Source organism: Pseudomonas sp. IT-P253 (assembly GCF_949768125.1).
Classification (GTDB): Bacteria; Pseudomonadota; Gammaproteobacteria; order Pseudomonadales; family Pseudomonadaceae; genus Aquipseudomonas.
Map to the genome: position 1 here is coordinate 52895 of NZ_CATKPT010000010.1, position 17203 is coordinate 70097.

The following is a 17203-nucleotide window of genomic DNA, read 5'->3' on the forward strand; positions in this document are numbered from 1 at the left end:
TGCAATCCGTTAATCCATACCAGTGACGATGTCGGCATTATACGGAGCGGCCCAGTGGCGGCCAGCCCCCGCGTCAATTACCGGCACTTGTAGAAAGAAGACCAGCAAAACCGAGGAAAATGCCGGCATCGTGACTGGAAAACTCGACCGTCTCGGTTAACATGCGCACCAGTTAATCGCGATCAAGGCTATCTTGTGTCTCTTGGCTCTCCTTCAATCCGCTCGCCACTGGCACTGGCCGGTATGCTTGCGCAACGCTTCAGCGCGGAACGGGCGCTCTAAGATGCGTTATAAGACGCGTTATTCGTCATGGATGACGCCAATCTTTGGCCGCCTGCTGGCCATGCTGTGCCTTATGTTTGCCGGCTTACTGAGCAGCCTGCCGACGGACGCCGCAGACATCCTGTTGGTCGGCGCCGAAGACGGCCCCGGGGTGCGGTCTTTCGCCAAGGCCCTTGGCGACTTGCGTCCGGCCGACAGCGTGCGTTTCCAGTCACTGCTCAGCCTGCCGACTCCGGACAAACTACCCGCCAGCAGCCGCTTGATTTTGCTTGACCTGCCAAGCCTCGACTGGCGCCTGCAAGACAACCAGGGCCCGGCGACGCTGGTGTTGCGCATCAGTCGCCTGCAAGCCCGCCAATATATGGGGGCTGCCCAGCCCCAACACTTCAGTCTGCTCTGGAGCGATCCGCAACTGGACCGGCAATTGCGCCTGACGCGACTCCTGCTGCCGCAGGTCCGACGGATCGGTGTGCTGTACGACAGCCGCAGCGAATTCCTCTTGAAAGAATTGCGTCAAGCCGCCCGGCCCTTGGGCTTTGAAATCGTCACTGAGCGCTGGGACAACACCAATGACAGTCGACCATTGCAAAACCTGCTAAAAAACAGCGACGTGTTACTGGGGCTCGACGATCCCGACCTGTACAACCCGAAAACCGCGAAAAACCTGCTGCTCAGCAGCTACCTGCAGCAACGGGCGCTGATCGGCCCCAACGCCGGGTTCGTCAAGGCGGGCAGTCTGGCCAGCACCTACAGCGATCAGAGCGATTGGCTGGCGATTCTCAACGAACTGCTCGACCAACCACCCGACACCTGGCCGCGCGCGCGCTACCCGCACCACTTCAAAGTCTTGAGCAACGCACAAGTAGCTCGTTCATTAGGGATTGAACAAACGAATGAAGCGTCTCTCGCCACAGAGTTGACCGAAGGGGAACGCCGCCAATGACCTTCCGGAGTCGCTGGGACATCAATACCCGTACCCAAATCATCAGCCTCGGCCCGGCCCTGTTGCTGACGTTGCTGTTGATCAGCTTTTTCACCTTCGTGCGGATCCAGGACCTGCGTCAGGAACTCAACCACACCGGTCAGTTGATCGCCAATCAACTGGCACCCGCCACGGAATACGGGGTGATCTCGGGTAACAATGAAGTACTCGACAGCTTGCTCAAGGCGACCCTGGCCACGCCCAATGTGCGTTTTATGGAAGTGCAGGACAGCGCCAACCGGAGTTTGGTGTACGTCGAGCAGCCGTCGCAAGACCACGACCGCTCGCAACAGATCGAAGTGTTCCAGGCCCCGGTGCGGTTGCAACGGATCCCGCTGCACAATGATTTTTTCCAGAACAGCAAAGTCACCGGCAATGCTCCCGCCGGGGATTACCTGGGGCGGGTCATCGTTGGCCTGTCCAGCGACGCGTTCAATCAGCGTCAGCAGGAAATCCTGCTCAAGGCCGGCATCCTGGCGCTGTTCGCCCTGCTGTTTACGTTCCTCGTGGCTCGGCGCCTGGCCGGTAGCCTGTCGCAACCGATCCGTGATATCGGCAACGCGGTCAAGGCGATTCAAGAGGGCGACTACAAAACCCCGCTGCCGATTGTCGATGACGCCGAGCTGGGTGCGCTGTCGCAACACATCAATAACCTCGCCCATGGTCTCGAGCAAGCGAGTCGCGAGCAGCATCAGGCGATGGCACAGTTGATCAGGACCCACGAAGAGGCGGAAAAAGCCAACAACGCCAAATCCGATTTCCTCGCGATGATGAGCCACGAATTGCGCACGCCGATGAATGGCGTGCTCGGCATGCTGCAGTTGCTGGAAACCACCAACATGACCGAGGAGCAGCTCGAATACGCGGCGCTGGCCTCGGAGTCCACCGAACATTTGCTCAAAGTCATCAACGACATACTCGACTTTTCACGCATCGAGCGCTCGGAACTGGAGCTTGAACACATCCCGTTCAACCTCGTGGACCTGATCAGCAGTTGTGCCCAGTCCTTCCAGCACAGCGCCGCACAACGCGGGCTCGACCTGCAACTGCGTGTGCCTGAAGACATGCGCGCGTTGCAAGTACAGGGCGACCCGACACGGATCCGGCAAATTCTGGTGAACCTGGTCGGCAACGCGCTGAAATTCACTGAAGAGGGTCTCGTCACCATCGAGCCGCAGTGGCAGTCCCTGGATCACGAACTTCTTTGGTTTACCTGCACCGTACGCGACAGCGGGATCGGCATTTCGCCCGAAAGCCTGGAATTGATGTTCAACGCGTTCCAGCAGGCCGACAGCTCGATTTCGAGGCGTTACGGCGGCACCGGCCTGGGCCTGCCAATTGCCCGCACGCTGGCCGAACGAATGGGCGGGACCCTGCGTGCTCAGAGCGAAGAAGGTCGCGGCTCGGTGTTCACCCTGGAAATCCCGCTGGCACTCTATAAACAGACGCTGCCGGTACGGGTGCCGCGCGCGCAGACCGGCAGCGATGATGGTGAAGGGCGCAATGTGCTGCTGGTCGAAGACAACCCGGTCAATCAGACGGTCATCGAAGCAATGTTGCGCAGTTTGGGCTTTACTGTCAGCGTCGCCAACGATGGCGCGCAAGCGGTGCGCAGTGCCGAGAGTCTGATTTTCGAAGCGATCCTGATGGACTGCCGCCTGCCGATTATCGACGGCTACGAGGCGACAAGGCAGATCCGTCAGTTGCCCGGTTGTACAGACGTGCCAATCATCGCCCTGACCGCCAATGCCTTGCAGGGCGACCGCGAAGCCTGCATATCGGCGGGAATGAACGATTACCTGGCCAAGCCCTTCAAACGTACTGATCTGCAGCAAATTTTGCAGCGCTGGGTGCAGTAGTGCAGGCTTTTCGACCATCTGCGACTGGCGTGAAAGGCGAAAGTGCGGCAGTCTTAGGCACCCGAACAGGCCCGAAAACGGGCTTGAATAATAATTTCAGTGCACAAGTGTACATTCATGTCCTTGGTGCTGTGACTTTCACCACAACGCAATAGTCTATGAGTAGGCTGCTGACTCGAAGCATGAACGCTTCGATCGGCCGGGAAGATTCGCCCCACCCTGCCGCATGGGACTATTGAGGAGCTCGCATGACCCAACAAAACGCCTTTACTCGGGAAGACCTGCTGCGCTGCAGTCGCGGCGAGCTGTTCGGCCCAGGTAACGCACAACTGCCCGCCCCGAACATGCTGATGGTGGATCGCATCACCCATATCAGTGCCGAGGGTGGCAAGTACGGCAAAGGTGAATTGGTCGCCGAGCTGGATATCACTCCGGACCTGTGGTTTTTCGCCTGCCACTTCGAAGGTGATCCGGTGATGCCAGGTTGCCTGGGCCTCGATGCCATGTGGCAACTGGTCGGCTTCTTCCTGGGCTGGCAAGGCCTGCCGGGCCGTGGCCGTGCGCTGGGTTCGGGCGAAGTGAAATTCTTTGGTCAGGTCCTGCCGACCGCCAAGAAAGTTACGTATAACATTCAGATTAAGCGCGTCCTGAAAGGCAAGCTGAACCTGGCCATCGCCGATGGTTCGGTCAGTGTCGACGGCCGCGAAATCTACACCGCCGAAGGCCTCCGGGTCGGCGTGTTCACCTCCACTGAAAACTTCTAAGGGTTATCCGCATGCGCCGCGTCGTTATCACTGGTCTGGGCATCGTTTCGTGCCTGGGCAATGACAAAGAGACCGTCTCCGCTAACCTGCGTGCAAGCCGCCCTGGCATCCGGTTCAACCCGGAATATGCTGAAATGGGTCTGCGTAGCCAGGTTTCCGGCTCCATTGACCTTCCCCTCGAAGAGCTGATCGATCGCAAGATCTATCGCTTCGTCGGCCACGCGGCGGCTTACGCCTACCTGGCCATGAAAGACGCCATCGCAGACTCCGGCCTGACCGATGAGCAAGTCTCCAACCCGCGTACCGGCCTGATCGCCGGTTCCGGTGGTGCCTCCACGCTGAACCAGATGGAAGCGTTGGACATCCTGCGCGAGAAAGGCGTGAAGCGTGTTGGCCCATACCGCGTCACGCGGACCATGAGCAGCACCGTTTCCGCTTGCCTGGCCACCCCGTTCAAGATCAAGGGCCTGAACTACTCCATCGCTTCTGCCTGCGCCACCAGTGCTCACTGCATCGGTACCGCCATGGAACAGATCCAGATGGGCAAGCAGGACATCGTGTTCGCTGGCGGCGGTGAAGAAGAGCATTGGAGCCAATCGTTCCTGTTCGACGCCATGGGCGCTCTGTCCAGCCAGTACAACGAAACCCCGGACAAAGCTTCCCGCGCCTACGACGCCAAGCGTGACGGTTTCGTCATCGCCGGCGGCGGCGGCATGGTCGTGGTCGAAGAGCTGGAACACGCTTTGGCTCGCGGCGCGAAGATCTACGCGGAAATCGTTGGCTACGGCGCGACGTCCGACGGCTACGACATGGTTGCGCCAAGCGGCGAAGGCGCCATCCGCTGCATGCAGATGGCCATGTCTACCGTTGACACTCCGATCGACTACCTGAACACCCACGGCACCTCGACTCCGGTCGGCGACGTCGCGGAAATGAAAGGTGTGCGTGAAGTGTTCGGCGACAAGGCGCCGGCCATCAGCTCCACCAAGAGCCTGTCGGGTCACTCCCTGGGCGCCGCCGGCGTACACGAAGCGATCTACTGCATGCTGATGATGGAAGGCAACTTCATGGCGGGCTCCGCCAACATCGAAGAACTGGACCCGGAAGTGGCCGACATGCCGATCCTGACCAAGACTCGCGAAGACGCCACCATCAACACCGTGATGAGCAACAGCTTCGGCTTCGGTGGTACCAACGCTACGTTGGTACTGAAGCGCTGGCAGGGTAAGTAATACCCCGCCGCTACGCAGCACACGAAAACGCCCCGACTGGTTCGGGGCGTTTTTTTTGCGCCTGAAAAACGACCGCAGAACCTGTGGGAGCGAGCTTGCTCGCGATGGCGGTCGGACGGACACATTGATGTTGAATGTGCAGCCGTCATCGCGAGCAAGCTCGCTCCCACAGGATTTGCGTATAACCCACAGTTACCGTCCCAGCGAACATGAAGCTTTTGTCATAAAACCCAGCACCCTGCGACCAAATGTCGCGTGTTTAGCGGGCTGCAGCACTTTTGCAAAATTCGCAATTGTTCATTGCCAATTCCGGCCGTTTACTTAGCAAGCTAACAAAACATATAACAGAGTCCTGCACATGCCTTGGTGCAGGTAACTGAGATTGGAGCTAGCAGATGACTGTAAAAGTAACTGAACGCGACGATTCACATAAGTCTCATGAAGGCGTAGCCGCCGGCATCCGTATCTGGGACGTGCATCAACAGGACCTGTTGGTCGGGATGTTCCACTCCGAGACTGACGCGCACAACTACAAAGCCGAACTGGAAACACTGGAGCAGCAACGTGAGTTACTCTCCGCCTAGGCGTGGAGCCTAGGCGTGGAGCCTGAGCAACCACAGCATTGAAAACGACAAACCCCGCCATGAGCGGGGTTTGTCGTTGTTGCAGCCTCTAACGGCTTACCACATCAGATCATCCGGGATCTGATAAGCCGCGTACGGATCGTCTTCAGCAGCCGCTTCTTCAGTCTGCACGTTCAATTGCACGATACGCTGTGGATCGCGCTCCTGGATCTTCAGGGCCGCTTCACGCGGGATCACTTCGTAGCCGCCGGCATGGTGCACGATTGCCAGCGAACCGTTGCTGAGCTTATTGCGCATCAGCGTGTTGACGCAGAGGCGCTTGACCTTCTTGTCGTCGACGAAGTTGTAGTAGTCCTCGGTCGCAAGCTTTGGCAGACGCGAGACTTCGATCAACTGCTTGACCTGCGCAGCGCGAGCCTTGGCCTCAGCCTTCTCCTGCTGCTGACGGTTGAGTTCCTGGTCGCGCTTGACCTTTTCCGCCATCGCTTCCTGGGCCAGGCGCTGCTGGGTGTCGTCCTGTTCGATCTGGCCTTTATGAACCAGGCGCTGTTGTTTCTGCTTCTCTTTGCCGACCTGTTTGGCCTGCTTTTGGTTGACCAGCCCTGCTTTGAGTAACTGGTCGCGAAGGGAAATGCTCATGGTGCTTATTTCTCACTTAGGCAACTGCTCAACCGCAGCTGGGCAAATTCTTTTCCTGACGTTTGGCTTCGCCCCACAAGGCGTCCAACTCATCAAGGGTGCAATCTTCTATGGGACGGTGGGTGTCGCGCAATGCCTGCTCGATAAAACGGAAGCGTCTTTCGAACTTGCTGTTGGCGCCACGCAGTGCAGTTTCCGGATCGACCTTGAGATGACGCGCCAGATTGACCACTGAAAACAGCAGATCCCCAACCTCATCGGCAATCGCTACCGAGTCGTTATCGGCCATGGCTTCGAGCACCTCATCAAGCTCTTCGCGGACCTTATCCAGCACCGGCAAGGCGTCCGGCCAGTCGAAACCGACCTGCCCTGCCCGCTTCTGCAACTTGGCTGATCGAGACAGCGCCGGCAGTGCCGTGGGTACGTCGTCGAGCAACGACAACTGCTGCGGCGCGGATGATTTCTCGGCGCGCTCTTCAGCCTTGATCTCTTCCCAGCGTTGCTTGACCTGCTCTTCACTCAGACGCGGGACATCCAGCGGCGCATACAGATCGCCGGTGGGGAACACGTGGGGATGACGGCGGATCAGCTTGCGAGTAATGCTGTCGACGACACCGGCGAATTCGAAACGCCCTTCTTCCCTGGCCAGTTGGCTGTAATAGACCACCTGAAACAGTAGATCGCCCAACTCACCCTGCAAGTGATCGAAGTCACCGCGCTCGATGGCGTCGGCGACTTCGTAGGCTTCCTCAAGGGTGTGGGGGACGATGGTGGCGTAGGTTTGCTTGATGTCCCACGGACAGCCGAACTGCGGGTCGCGCAGTCGGTTCATCAGGTGCAACAGATCTTCAAGTGAATACATCAATCAGTCTCTACTGATAACCTGTGGGAGCGAGCTTGCTCGCGATAGCGGACCAACAGTCAACTCAGGTGTTGAATGTTAGACCGTCATCGCGAGCAAGCTCGCTCCCACACTGGATCGGCGGTGAACAAGCCACGCGTGTCAACGCATTGATCATCACGGCGTACGGTTACGCCGGGCTTCAATGATGTTCGGCAACTGGGAAATCCGCCCCAGCAAACGACCCAACGCATCCAGCCCCGGAATCTCGATGGTCAGGGACATCAGCGCGGTGTTGTCCTCCTTGTTCGAGCGGGTGTTGACCGCCAGCACGTTGATTCGCTCGTTGAGCAATACCTGGGAAACGTCTCGCAGCAAACCGGACCGGTCGTAGGCACGGATGATGATGTCGACCGGATAGGTGAGCACCGGCACCGGGCCCCAGCTGACCTGGATGATCCGCTCCGGCTCGCGCCCGCCCAGTTGCAGCACCGAGGCGCAGTCCTGACGGTGAATGCTCACACCGCGGCCCTGGGTGATGTACCCAACGATCGCATCCCCCGGCAGCGGCTGGCAGCAGCCCGCCATCTGGGTCATCAGGTTGCCGACGCCCTGGATCTGGATATCGCCGCGCTTGCCCGGTTTGTAACCGGTGGCTTTACGCGGGATTAATTCCAGCTGTTCGCTGCCGCGTTCCGGCTCGACCAGTTGCTGCGCCAGGTTGACCAGTTGCGCCAGGCGCAAATCGCCGGCACCGAGTGCGGCGAACATGTCCTCGGCGGTCTTCATGTTGGCCTTTTCGGCCAGCTTGTCGAAATCCACCGCTGGCAGACCGAGGCGAGTGAGTTCGCGCTCGAGCAGGTTTTTACCGGCTGCGACGTTCTGATCCCGAGCCTGCAATTTGAACCAGTGAACGATCTTCGCCCGCGCTCGCGAGGTGGTGACGTAACCCAGGTTCGAGTTCAGCCAGTCACGGCTCGGAGTGCCGTGCTTGCTGGTGATGATCTCGACCTGTTCACCGGTTTGCAGGCTGTAGTTGAGCGGCACGATCCGCCCGTTGATCTTGGCGCCGCGGCAGTTATGACCGATTTCAGTGTGCACGCGGTAGGCGAAGTCCAACGGCGTCGCGCCTTTGGGCAAGTCGATGGCGTGACCGTCCGGGGTGAAGATGTAGACCCGGTCAGGTTCGATATCGACCCGCAGTTGTTCAGCCAGACCACCAATGTCGCCCAGCTCTTCGTGCCACTCGAGCACCTGCCGCAGCCAGGAGATTTTCTCTTCGTAGTGATTGGAACCGGATTTGACGTCGGTACCTTTGTAACGCCAGTGCGCGCAAACACCCAGCTCGGCTTCTTCGTGCATGGCGTGGGTGCGGATCTGTACTTCCAGCACCTTGCCCTCAGGCCCGATCACCGCTGTGTGCAAAGAGCGGTAGCCGTTCTCCTTGGGGTTGGCGATGTAGTCGTCGAACTCTTTCGGGATGTGGCGCCACAAGGTGTGGACGATGCCGAGCGCGGTGTAGCAGTCGCGCATCTCCGGCACCAGCACGCGCACGGCGCGCACGTCGTAGATCTGGCTGAACTCCAGACCCTTGCGCTGCATTTTGCGCCAGATCGAATAGATGTGTTTGGCCCGGCCGCTGATGTCGGCATCGACGCCCGTGGCGGTCAGCTCATTCTTCAACTGGCTCATCACATCGGCAATAAAACGCTCGCGATCCAGTCGCCGCTCGTGCAGCAACTTGGCAATCTGCTTGTACTGATCGGGCTCAAGGTAACGGAAGGACAGATCCTCCAGCTCCCACTTGATGTGACCGATACCGAGACGGTGGGCAAGCGGCGCATAAATGTCGAAGACTTCACGGGCCACGCGATTGCGCTTCTCGTCGTCGGCAGTTTTCACCGCACGGATCGCGCAGGTGCGCTCCGCCAGCTTGATCAGCGCGACGCGCACGTCGTCGACCATGGCCACCAGCATTTTGCGCAGGTTTTCCACCTGGCCCTGAGTACCCAGCACCAGGGATTGGCGGGGGCTGAGGCTGGCACTGATCGCCGCCATGCGCAGCACGCCATCGATCAGTTTGGCGACCACCGGACCGAAACGCTGGCTGACCGCCGGCAATTCAATCTGGCCTTCGCGCACGCCACGGTACAGGACCGCTGCGACCAACGAATCCTGATCGAGTTTGAGGTCGGCGAGAATCTCGGCGATCTCAAGGCCCGTACGAAAACTCGAAGTCCCTTCGGACCACAGGTTCTTCGCTGCATTGGCTTGTTGTTCGGAGGTACGAGCGAACTCGCACGCGTCTTTCAAGGCTTCGCGATCCAGTGCCGGATCGACACTGACCGCGTGATCGAGCCAAGCCTCGAGATTGATACTGCCGTCGGTGTTGATCGGCTGGTGTGCTCTCACCTGTACCATCTTGCTTACCTTCCCTACGACGCAGATTCAATGCGTCAAAATCGCTGACCTTCGTTGCCCGTGAGCCCACGCGGGGCTGGTGCGCGGCTGCACGGGCGGGCCAGTCGGACCAGACGAGCCTTCCTAGCTCGCTTCAAATAACGCCATGGCCTCGACATGCGCCGTCTGAGGAAACATATCGAGAATCCCGGCACGTTTTAACCGGTAGCCCTGCTTGACCAATTCAACCGTATCGCGCGCCAGCGTTGCAGGGTTGCACGACACGTACACCAACCGTTTGGCCCCCAGGGTTGCCAGTTTGCGCACGGCCTCGAAAGCACCGTCACGCGGAGGGTCCAAGAGTACCGCAGAAAAGCCTTCGCTGGCCCATTCGGCATCGGTCAAAGGCTTGGATAAATCGGCCTGAAAAAACCGTGCGTTATGCAGATTGTTGCTAGCGGCGTTCGCCGCAGCCCGATCGACCATCGCTTGCACACCTTCCACCGCCACAACTTCGCGAACCGCTTTGGCCAGCGGCAATGCGAAGTTACCCAACCCACAGAATAGATCGAGAACGCGATCATCGGCTGTCGGTTTCAGCCAGTCCAGTGCCTGGGCAATCATTGCCTCATTAACCCCGGCATTGACCTGGATGAAGTCACCCGGTCGGTACGCCAGGTCCAGATCCCATTGCTCGAGTCGATAGCCCAGCGACTGATCGGCCTCGACCGGTTGCGGTTCGCCGTCACCGTGCAGCCACAATTGGGCGTCGTGGAAAGCGCAGAAATCCTTGAGGATCGTCAAGTCGGCGTCGGATAAGGGCGCCATGTGCCGCAGCAAAACCGCCAGCGATGAGCCGCTGAACAACTCCACATGACCCAGCGCCTGAGGCTTGCTTAAACGGCGGAGCATTTCCGGCAGGTGGGTCATGATCGGCTGCAAGGGCTGTACCAGCACTGGGCATTCGTTGATCGCAACGATGTCCTGACTGCCAGCAGCGCGGAAACCGACCTCGAGTTTTTTGGCTTTCATGTCCCAGCGCACCGCGATGCGGGCGCGACGACGATAGCCGAATTCCGGACCGCTCAACGGTGCGGCCCACGCTTCGGGCTCGACACCCGCGACCTTCGACAGTTGCTCGGCGAGCATGCGCTGTTTCAGCGCGAGTTGATCGTTGTGCGGCAGATGCTGCACGCTGCAACCACCACAGCGAGCGGCATGCGGGCACGGGGCCGGACGACGCAGCTCACTGGCCCGGAACACTCGCTCGGTGCGGGCCTCGACCACTTTGCCGTGAGCGCCCAACACGCGCGCCTCGACTTCTTCACCGGCCAATGCGCCGATGACGAACCAGGTGCGGCCTTCGAAAAACGCGATTCCACGACCGTCATTGGCCAGGCGCTCGATGCTCAAGCGCTGCTTTTTGCCGGTCGGAATTTGCGGGGCCTTGCTGCCACCGGTGGGCTGGAAGCGCAGGCCTCTCTCTTGCTTGGCCATCAGTTTGGCGCGTCGAAAATGCCGGTCGACAAGTAACGGTCGCCACGGTCGCAGATGATCGCGACGATCACCGCGTTTTCAACTTCTTTAGACAAGCGCAGCATCGCGGCCACGGCACCGCCCGAGGACACACCGCAGAAGATGCCTTCTTCGCGTGCCAGACGACGGGTCACGTCTTCGGCTTCGCTTTGCGCCATGTCGACGATCCGGTCCACGCGATCGGCCTGGTAAATCTTCGGCAGGTATTCCTGCGGCCAGCGACGGATGCCCGGAATGGCCGAGCCTTCCATCGGTTGCAGGCCGATGATCTGCACGTTTTCGTTCTGCTCTTTCAAGTAGCGCGAAACGCCCATGATGGTGCCGGTGGTGCCCATCGAACTGACGAAATGGGTGATGGTGCCCTCGGTCTGGCGCCAGATTTCCGGGCCGGTGGTGGTGTAGTGCGCTTGCGGGTTGTCCCCGTTGGCGAACTGATCCAGCACCTTGCCACGGCCTTCGGCTTCCATACGCTGGGCGAGGTCGCGGGCGCCTTCCATGCCTTCTTCCTGGGTGACCAGAATCAACTCGGCGCCATACGCCGTCATCGCGGCTTTGCGCTCGGCGCTGGAGTTGTCCGGCATGATCAGGATCATTTTGTAACCCTTGATCGCGGCGGCCATCGCCAGCGCGATCCCGGTATTGCCCGAGGTCGCTTCAATCAGCGTATCGCCGACGTGGATCTGCCCGCGCAATTCGGCACGGGTGATCATCGACAGCGCCGGACGGTCCTTGACCGAACCCGCCGGGTTATTCCCTTCGAGCTTGAGCAAAAGGGTGTTGCTGGTGGCGCCAGGCAGGCGCTGCAAACGGACCAGCGGAGTGTTGCCGACGCAATCGGCGATGGTTGGGTACTGCAAGGTCATGGCGTATTCGCAATCCAGACTGCGGGGGGGCCTATCATACCGGCAAACGTGCGCAGGCCATATCACGCAAAGTGTGGTGCTTATGGCTTATGGGAATAAGCCGGCTTTTCTGTGGTGGATGTGCGGTCCTCTTCGCGATCCGACTTGCCCGCGAAGGCCGTGACTCGGTCACTGCATCGTTCACCGCCCCCATCAGACATTTCCCGCAGACCGTAGCGACAGGCATGAACTAGTGCGCAACGATTTCCATGGATAGTCTTTTGTTATGCGCTCAGCGTTCAACCAAGGGGGACGCCCCTGCCAACAAATCGGTTACTACCTGCAACGAGCATAAACATGAAGATTGTTCTTGCGCTTTCTCTCGCGAGCCTGATTCTTGCAACCGGCCAGGTTTCTGCTGCATGCACTAATATTCTTAACACTTATAATGGCACCGTATCCGCCAACTCCTTTGTTATTGCACAGGGGCCGTTCACCATTACCAGTGTTAACGGATGTCGGCAGGCCAATATTTCTTCCAATATTACCGCCCTCGGCGTGGGCACTCCCCCGGAGCTATACATTGACAGACTAACAGGCTCAACCTGGACACAAGTCGCCGGTGGTTCTGGCAATACTGCTTCAGCACTTGGACCGCTGGGGACTTATAGGGTCCGCCATGTAAATAAACTTTCCGTCGACAGACAATATTCTGGCTCCACGCGTTACGCTCGATAAACAATGAGATTGCCGGTACCCGTCATTATTTTTCGGGCACTGGCTGACTTAGGCTTGAATGCTGACAGACAGATCGCTTCCAGCTGAATTGGCAAAAAAAGAGAGTGCATTTATAGCCTGATTGGCACCCAGCAACGCCCTCGTTATGATCTTGAATGACTCTTGCTGAGCGTACATAGGCCATGTGCGGGCGTATGCTTTATTATCACCCAGCATCTGATTAAACATGGCGATCGCATTATATTTAACGTCTTTTTCAGTTTGGCGACCATATTTATCAGTCGTCATATTCCCTGATATAAAAGCGCAGGCAACATGATCATCTATCAGATCAAGCTCACCGAGCCTTGATCCGATCCTTGCAAGTTCGTTAGTACTTATCGATGTAAAATCGCACCCCTTTATCAAGTCTTTCAATTCACCAATCAAAGACTCGCTTGTCAAACCCAATACCTCCGCAGCCTTCTCGCCATGGGTTATGGTATGAGCGTTTTTTGTCTCTCGAGGGTTTTTAATAACATAGGCATCAGCCTGCATTGACAAAACAGGCATTCTGATCAGAACGTTCATTGACGATACTCCTTGAGTTAGCCGCAAGTTGAATATCGACCATCCATTTAAAGTCTTGATAGCGGGCTGCTATTTTCAGAAACATCCTACTTAAACATCTTTTATCTCGTAGGACATATCCGCAGAAGATGTATGAATGTATTAAGACAATGTTTTTTTACATCCATTCTCCGCATCCGAAACGCTCAGATCAGCCCCTTTCATCAGCGGCACTCAATACATAACCTTTGCCCCACACCGTGCGTACTTCCCACTCGGTGTAGCCGATGCCTTTGAGTTTTCGACGGATCTGGCTGATGTGCATGTCCAGGCTACGGTCGTGGGCCGCATAACCGCGTTGCAGCACATGCTGATAAAGGAACGCCTTGCTCAAGACTTCATCACCGTTACGATTCAGCGTATCCAGCAGTCGATACTCGCTGCGGGTCAGACCCGCAGCGTGCTTGCCATACCAGACATCACCGCGTTCATCATCAAAACGCAGGCTGTGCGCCGAAGTTGCAATCGGTGCCGGCGCTGGACGGCGATCGAGTGCCACGCGTCGCAGGATGGCTTCTATGCGCACCCGCAACTCCACCATGCTGAACGGTTTGGGCAAATAATCATCGGCGCCCAGGCGAAAGCCGTTGATGCGATCCGACTCGGCACCGAGCGCCGACATCAGCAATACCGGGGTTGAATGGCTTTTGCGCAGCGCTGTCAGTACCGAAAGACCATCCAACCCTGGCAGTAGAATATCCATCAGCACGACATCGAAAGCCTGCTGCCGGGCAATGGCCAGCCCTTCCTGCCCGTTCCGACACCACGTCACCTGAAAGCCACAGCCCCCCAGATACTCACGGACATAAGCACCCAGTACGAGGTCGTCTTCGATGGAAAGAATGCGGGGATGTCCAACAGGGATGGGAGTCATGACTATCTGCAAATAATTCTCAATCAGAGATTATTCAAGATTGCTTCGCCAGCGGCAACCCAAGGTTTGCCAGCAAGGTAAAAGTGCTGGAACGATCGACGGACGACGACATCAATTTACGAAGATTGCCCGCAAGCAAATCGCTACACTGCGCAGGTGGTGCGTGCTGGACGTGCGCGCAGGTCATTAATAGCGGGATGCAGGAGAGATGCGTGCTCAAGAAACTGGGAATTAAAGGCCGCGTGCTGTTGCTGACCCTGTTGCCAACCAGCTTGATGGCGTTGGTTCTGGGCGGCTATTTCACCTGGATGCAGCAGTCCGACCTGCAAACCCAGCTCATGCAGCGCGGCGAAATGATCGCCGAACAGCTGGCGCCCCTGGTGGCCCCGGCCCTGGGTCACAAGGACGCTGACCTGCTGGAGCGCATCGCCACCCAATCCCTGGAGACGCCCGACGTGCGCGCGGTGACCTTCCTCGCCCCGGACCGAACCCCTCTGGCCCATGCCGGCCCCACCATGCTCAATCAGGCCCCGCAGGGCGATGGTTCGCAGATGCTGCGCCGCAGTGGCAACGATGCGACGCGTTATCTGCTGCCGGTGTTCGGCAAGCACCGCAACCTGGCCGGCGACTTGATTCCCGATGAGGCCGACCGCTTGCTGGGTTGGGTAGAAGTCGAATTGTCCCACAACGGCATGCTGCTGCGCGGCTACCGCAGCCTGTTCGCCAGCCTGCTGTTAATCGGCGCGGGCCTGGCCGGTGCCGCGCTGCTGGCATTGCGTATGGGCCGCACGATCAACCGGCCGATCAGCCAGATCAAACAGGCCGTATCGCATCTCAAGGACGGTCATCTGGAAACCCGCCTGCCGCCACTCGGCAGTCAGGAGCTGGATGAACTGGCGTCCGGCATCAATCGCATGGCCGGCACGCTGCAAAACGCTCAGGAAGAACTGCAGCACAGCGTTGATCAGGCCACCGAAGATGTGCGCCAGAACCTGGAAACCATCGAGATCCAGAACATCGAGCTCGACCTGGCGCGCAAGGAAGCGCTGGAGGCGAGCCGGATCAAATCCGAGTTTCTGGCCAACATGAGCCATGAAATCCGCACGCCGCTCAACGGCATTCTCGGCTTCACGCATCTGCTGCAAAAAAGCGAACTGACCCCGCGCCAGCTCGATTATCTGGGCACCATCGAAAAATCCGCCGACAGCTTGCTGGGGATTATCAACGAGATCCTCGACTTCTCGAAAATCGAGGCCGGCAAACTGGTGCTCGACCATATTCCGTTCAACTTGCGTGACCTGCTCCAGGACACCCTGACCATCCTCGCCCCCGCCGCCCACGCCAAGCAGCTGGAGTTGGTGAGCCTGGTTTACCGCGATACGCCGTTGTCGCTGGTGGGTGATCCGCTGCGGCTCAAGCAGATCCTCACCAATCTTGTGAGCAACGCCATCAAGTTCACTCGTGAAGGCACCATCGTCGCACGGGCCATGCTTGAAGAAGACCATGAAGACAGCGTGCAGCTGCGCATCAGCATTCAGGACACCGGCATTGGCCTGTCGAACCAGGACGTGCGCGCGCTGTTCCAGGCGTTCAGTCAGGCCGACAATTCGCTGTCCCGACAACCCGGAGGCACCGGTCTGGGGCTGGTGATTTCCAAGCGACTGATCGAGCAGATGGGTGGCGAGATCGGCGTCGACAGCACGCCGGGTGAAGGCTCGGAGTTCTGGATCAGTTTGAGCCTGCCCAAAACCCGCGACGATGCCGAAGACCTGCCCGGCCCCCCGCTGCTCGGACGCCGGGTGGCAGTGCTGGAAAACCATGAACTGGCCCGTCAGGCGTTGCAGCATCAACTGGAAGACTGCGGCCTCGTCGTCACCCCGTTCAATACCCTGGAAAGCTTGGCCAATGGCGTGACCGGCGCGCATCAGACCGACCAGGCAATCGACCTGGCGGTGCTCGGCATCACCAGCAACGACATGCCGCCGGAGCGCCTCAACCAACATATCTGGGACCTCGAACACCTGGGTTGCAAAGTGCTGGTGCTGTGCCCGACCACTGAACAGACGCTGTTCCACCTCTCGGTGCCGAACCCTCACAGCCAGCTTCAATCCAAACCGGCCTGCACCCGAAAGCTACGTCGAGCCTTGTCCGATCTGGTCAACCCGCGCCAGCAGCGCAGCGCCCCCGGCGAACCCGTGTCGAGCCGTGCACCGAAAGTGCTTTGCGTCGACGACAACCCGGCCAACCTGTTGCTGGTGCAAACCCTGCTGGAAGACATGGGCGCCAAGGTACTGGCGGTGGAAAGCGGTTACGCCGCGGTCAAAGCAGTGCAGAGCGAGACGTTCGACCTGGTGTTGATGGATGTGCAAATGCCAGGCATGGATGGCCGCCAGAGCACCGAAGCAATCCGTCAGTGGGAAAGCGAGCGCCATTGCACGCCGCTGCCCATCGTCGCCCTCACCGCCCACGCCATGGCCAACGAAAAGCGTGCACTGCTGCAAAGCGGCATGGACGACTACCTGACCAAACCGATCAGCGAGCGGCAACTGGCGCAAGTGGTCTTGAAGTGGAGCGGCCTGGCACTGCGTAATCAGGGGCCAGAGCGGGCCGACGACCGCCACATCGGTACGCTGGAATTGCAGGTACTCGATCACGAAGAAGGTTTGCGCCTGGCCGCCGGCAAAGCCGATCTGGCGGCGGACATGCTGGCAATGTTGCTCGCCTCGCTGGAGGCCGATCGTGAAGCCATCCGCTTTGCCCGCGATACCGACGATCACAACGCCTTGATAGAACGCGTGCATCGCTTGCACGGCGCGACCCGTTATTGCGGGGTGCCGCAACTGCGTGCCGCCTGCCAGCGCAGTGAAACGCTGCTCAAGCAACAAGACCCGAGAGCCTACAGCGCACTTGAGGAACTCGACCGGGCCATCAATCGTCTGGCCGCCCAGGCCCGCATCAACGCTTGATGTAGCCTTTGTAGGAGCGAGCTTGCTCGCGAAAGACCTGAGAGCGACACGTTTA

The 17203-nt window shown here is 58.8% G+C and carries 14 protein-coding genes; 7 read left to right on the forward strand and 7 right to left on the reverse strand.

Features of this window, described 5'->3' with window-relative positions; all coding sequences use genetic code 11:
* Positions 1–283 precede the first annotated feature (283 nt).
* From ACM6IR_RS05575 to ACM6IR_RS05595, 5 genes are all read left to right on the forward strand, one after another.
* A complete protein-coding gene (locus ACM6IR_RS05575) occupies positions 284–1225 on the forward strand; it encodes an ABC transporter substrate-binding protein (protein ID WP_414906767.1) in 942 nt (313 codons plus the stop codon).
* Positions 1222–3123: an ATP-binding protein gene (locus tag ACM6IR_RS05580; protein ID WP_414906768.1), complete on the forward strand. Its 1902-nt coding sequence runs from the start codon at positions 1222–1224 to the stop codon at positions 3121–3123. Before ACM6IR_RS05575 ends, ACM6IR_RS05580 begins: the two co-directional genes overlap by 4 nt.
* 248 nt (positions 3124–3371) lie before the next feature.
* Entirely contained in the window at positions 3372–3887 is a 516-nt protein-coding gene (gene fabA / locus ACM6IR_RS05585) for a 3-hydroxyacyl-[acyl-carrier-protein] dehydratase FabA (RefSeq protein ID WP_140667384.1), read from the forward strand.
* An 11-nt stretch (positions 3888–3898) separates the two neighbouring features.
* Entirely contained in the window at positions 3899–5119 is a 1221-nt protein-coding gene (fabB, locus tag ACM6IR_RS05590) for a beta-ketoacyl-ACP synthase I (protein WP_414906769.1), read from the forward strand.
* Between the two features lie 395 nt (positions 5120–5514).
* Complete coding sequence (locus tag ACM6IR_RS05595) at positions 5515–5703, forward strand: hypothetical protein (RefSeq protein ID WP_414906770.1); 189 nt, start codon at positions 5515–5517, stop codon at positions 5701–5703.
* A gap of 96 nt (positions 5704–5799) precedes the next feature.
* Here ACM6IR_RS05595 and ACM6IR_RS05600 read toward each other — a convergent pair whose 3' ends face one another.
* The 5 genes from ACM6IR_RS05600 to cysM form a co-directional block, all read right to left on the reverse strand.
* A complete protein-coding gene (locus ACM6IR_RS05600; RefSeq protein ID WP_414906771.1) occupies positions 5800–6342 on the reverse strand; it encodes a DUF2058 domain-containing protein in 543 nt (180 codons plus the stop codon).
* Positions 6343–6370: 28 nt separating this feature from the next.
* Positions 6371–7204 (reverse strand): nucleoside triphosphate pyrophosphohydrolase, encoded by an 834-nt coding sequence (gene mazG, locus ACM6IR_RS05605; RefSeq protein ID WP_414906772.1) that lies wholly within the window; start codon positions 7202–7204, stop codon positions 6371–6373.
* A gap of 156 nt (positions 7205–7360) precedes the next feature.
* Positions 7361–9604 carry a GTP diphosphokinase gene (relA, locus tag ACM6IR_RS05610; RefSeq protein WP_414906773.1) on the reverse strand — a complete coding sequence of 748 codons (2244 nt, stop codon included), beginning with the start codon at positions 9602–9604 and terminating at the stop codon, positions 7361–7363.
* Between the two features lie 123 nt (positions 9605–9727).
* Positions 9728–11080 (reverse strand): 23S rRNA (uracil(1939)-C(5))-methyltransferase RlmD, encoded by a 1353-nt coding sequence (gene rlmD, locus ACM6IR_RS05615; RefSeq protein WP_414906774.1) that lies wholly within the window; start codon positions 11078–11080, stop codon positions 9728–9730.
* A complete protein-coding gene (cysM, locus tag ACM6IR_RS05620; protein WP_414906775.1) occupies positions 11080–11982 on the reverse strand; it encodes a cysteine synthase CysM in 903 nt (300 codons plus the stop codon). Before cysM ends, rlmD begins: the two co-directional genes overlap by 1 nt.
* A gap of 336 nt (positions 11983–12318) precedes the next feature.
* Here cysM and ACM6IR_RS05625 point away from each other — a divergent pair, with 336 nt between their 5' ends.
* Positions 12319–12699, forward strand: coding sequence for a hypothetical protein (locus ACM6IR_RS05625; protein WP_414906776.1), 381 nt, complete (start codon positions 12319–12321; stop codon positions 12697–12699).
* Between the two features lie 48 nt (positions 12700–12747).
* Here ACM6IR_RS05625 and ACM6IR_RS05630 read toward each other — a convergent pair whose 3' ends face one another.
* Together ACM6IR_RS05630 and ACM6IR_RS05635 are read right to left on the reverse strand one after the other, a co-directional pair.
* Entirely contained in the window at positions 12748–13269 is a 522-nt protein-coding gene (locus tag ACM6IR_RS05630; RefSeq protein ID WP_414906777.1) for a hypothetical protein, read from the reverse strand.
* Between the two features lie 190 nt (positions 13270–13459).
* Positions 13460–14182 (reverse strand): response regulator transcription factor, encoded by a 723-nt coding sequence (locus ACM6IR_RS05635; protein WP_414906778.1) that lies wholly within the window; start codon positions 14180–14182, stop codon positions 13460–13462.
* A 212-nt stretch (positions 14183–14394) separates the two neighbouring features.
* Between ACM6IR_RS05635 and ACM6IR_RS05640 the strand changes: the two genes are divergently transcribed.
* Complete coding sequence (locus tag ACM6IR_RS05640) at positions 14395–17148, forward strand: response regulator (RefSeq protein WP_414906779.1); 2754 nt, start codon at positions 14395–14397, stop codon at positions 17146–17148.
* Positions 17149–17203: the final 55 nt, after the last annotated feature.

What these genes read in the sequence shown, in the direction of transcription:
- ACM6IR_RS05600 (WP_414906771.1), bottom strand. Translation starts at nt 6,342, where the DNA reads ATGAGCATTTCCCTTCGCGACCAGTTACTCAAAGCAGGGCTGGTCAAC.
- ACM6IR_RS05580 (WP_414906768.1), top strand. Translation starts at nt 1,222, where the DNA reads ATGACCTTCCGGAGTCGCTGGGACATCAATACCCGTACCCAAATCATC.
- cysM (WP_414906775.1), bottom strand. Translation starts at nt 11,982, where the DNA reads ATGACCTTGCAGTACCCAACCATCGCCGATTGCGTCGGCAACACTCCG.
- ACM6IR_RS05635 (WP_414906778.1), bottom strand. Translation starts at nt 14,182, where the DNA reads ATGACTCCCATCCCTGTTGGACATCCCCGCATTCTTTCCATCGAAGAC.
- fabA (WP_140667384.1), top strand. Translation starts at nt 3,372, where the DNA reads ATGACCCAACAAAACGCCTTTACTCGGGAAGACCTGCTGCGCTGCAGT.
- ACM6IR_RS05575 (WP_414906767.1), top strand. Translation starts at nt 284, where the DNA reads ATGCGTTATAAGACGCGTTATTCGTCATGGATGACGCCAATCTTTGGC.
- ACM6IR_RS05595 (WP_414906770.1), top strand. Translation starts at nt 5,515, where the DNA reads ATGACTGTAAAAGTAACTGAACGCGACGATTCACATAAGTCTCATGAA.
- fabB (WP_414906769.1), top strand. Translation starts at nt 3,899, where the DNA reads ATGCGCCGCGTCGTTATCACTGGTCTGGGCATCGTTTCGTGCCTGGGC.
- relA (WP_414906773.1), bottom strand. Translation starts at nt 9,604, where the DNA reads ATGGTACAGGTGAGAGCACACCAGCCGATCAACACCGACGGCAGTATC.
- ACM6IR_RS05625 (WP_414906776.1), top strand. Translation starts at nt 12,319, where the DNA reads ATGAAGATTGTTCTTGCGCTTTCTCTCGCGAGCCTGATTCTTGCAACC.
- rlmD (WP_414906774.1), bottom strand. Translation starts at nt 11,080, where the DNA reads ATGGCCAAGCAAGAGAGAGGCCTGCGCTTCCAGCCCACCGGTGGCAGC.
- mazG (WP_414906772.1), bottom strand. Translation starts at nt 7,204, where the DNA reads ATGTATTCACTTGAAGATCTGTTGCACCTGATGAACCGACTGCGCGAC.
- ACM6IR_RS05630 (WP_414906777.1), bottom strand. Translation starts at nt 13,269, where the DNA reads ATGAACGTTCTGATCAGAATGCCTGTTTTGTCAATGCAGGCTGATGCC.